At 47.3% G+C, this 891-nt stretch carries 1 pseudogene; it reads left to right on the top strand.

Annotation, left to right across the window (positions count from 1 at the left end):
• Window positions 1-185: 185 nt before the first annotated feature.
• Window positions 186-891, top strand: a pseudogene (locus ASC50_RS01680) (TlpA family protein disulfide reductase); the annotation flags it as partial.

The raw sequence follows: 891 nt of genomic DNA, 5'->3' as shown, positions 1-891 counted from the left end.
GTATGCAAGTTGGGAATTGCCGTAAAAAAAAAAAGCAAAGTTTTTAGTTGGCACCCTCCCGCCTGTGATTGGTCGGAGGGTGCTTTTTTGGCAGAGTAGCCATAGCGGTTCTCCTATGCGAAAGAGTAAATTTTTGCACAATTCGCGCAAAAGCATTACCTTTGTGGCGATTTTACAACAATAATATGAAAGCAATAAATTTAGCAATGATTGGATTAGGTTTATTTACCGCCTGCTCTTCCCCATCAGGGAGGTTGCAAGACGGTATTTGGCGCGGCACATTGGCAGTGCACGACAACAAGCAAGCTCCGTTTTTATTCGAGGTGCAGCACGCCAACACGGATTCTGCCACAGTCACTTTGCTCAACGGTGAAGAGCGCGTGCCCCTGACCGGCATTCAGTATAGTGCCGACACGGTGTTGATGCCTGTTGAGTCGTATGACGCGGTGATACGCGCCGTAGTGACGAAAGACAATTTGGAGGGGCGGTTTATTAAAAACTATGTTGAAAATGATGAGGGCATTGCTTTCAAAGCCGAAAGAGGAGGCGTAATATCCCGCTTTGAAGCCGTTGCAACGCCTGCATCCGTTTCGATTGACGGTAAATGGGACGTTCTTTTTATCAACGGCAAAAACGACACGACGCGCAATGTAGGTATTTTCAAGTCGGAAAATCAAATCGTAACCGGCTCCATACTAACTAATTCGGGTGATTTGCGATTTTTGGAAGGAGCTTTGACGGAGCAAGGCGTTGTGCTGTCGGCATTTAGCGGCTTGAGTCCCTATTTGATTGAAATCAATTTCACGGACGACACCTCGTTTGCAGGCGCGTTTTATACCGCACGCAGTCAAACAAAATTGGTTGGCAAGCGCAAACCCCCAGAGGCTTTGG

The organism is Candidatus Symbiothrix dinenymphae, assembly GCF_001431085.1.
The sequence above is the reverse complement of the archived record's forward strand: the minus strand, read 5'-3'. Positions and strand labels throughout refer to the sequence as shown.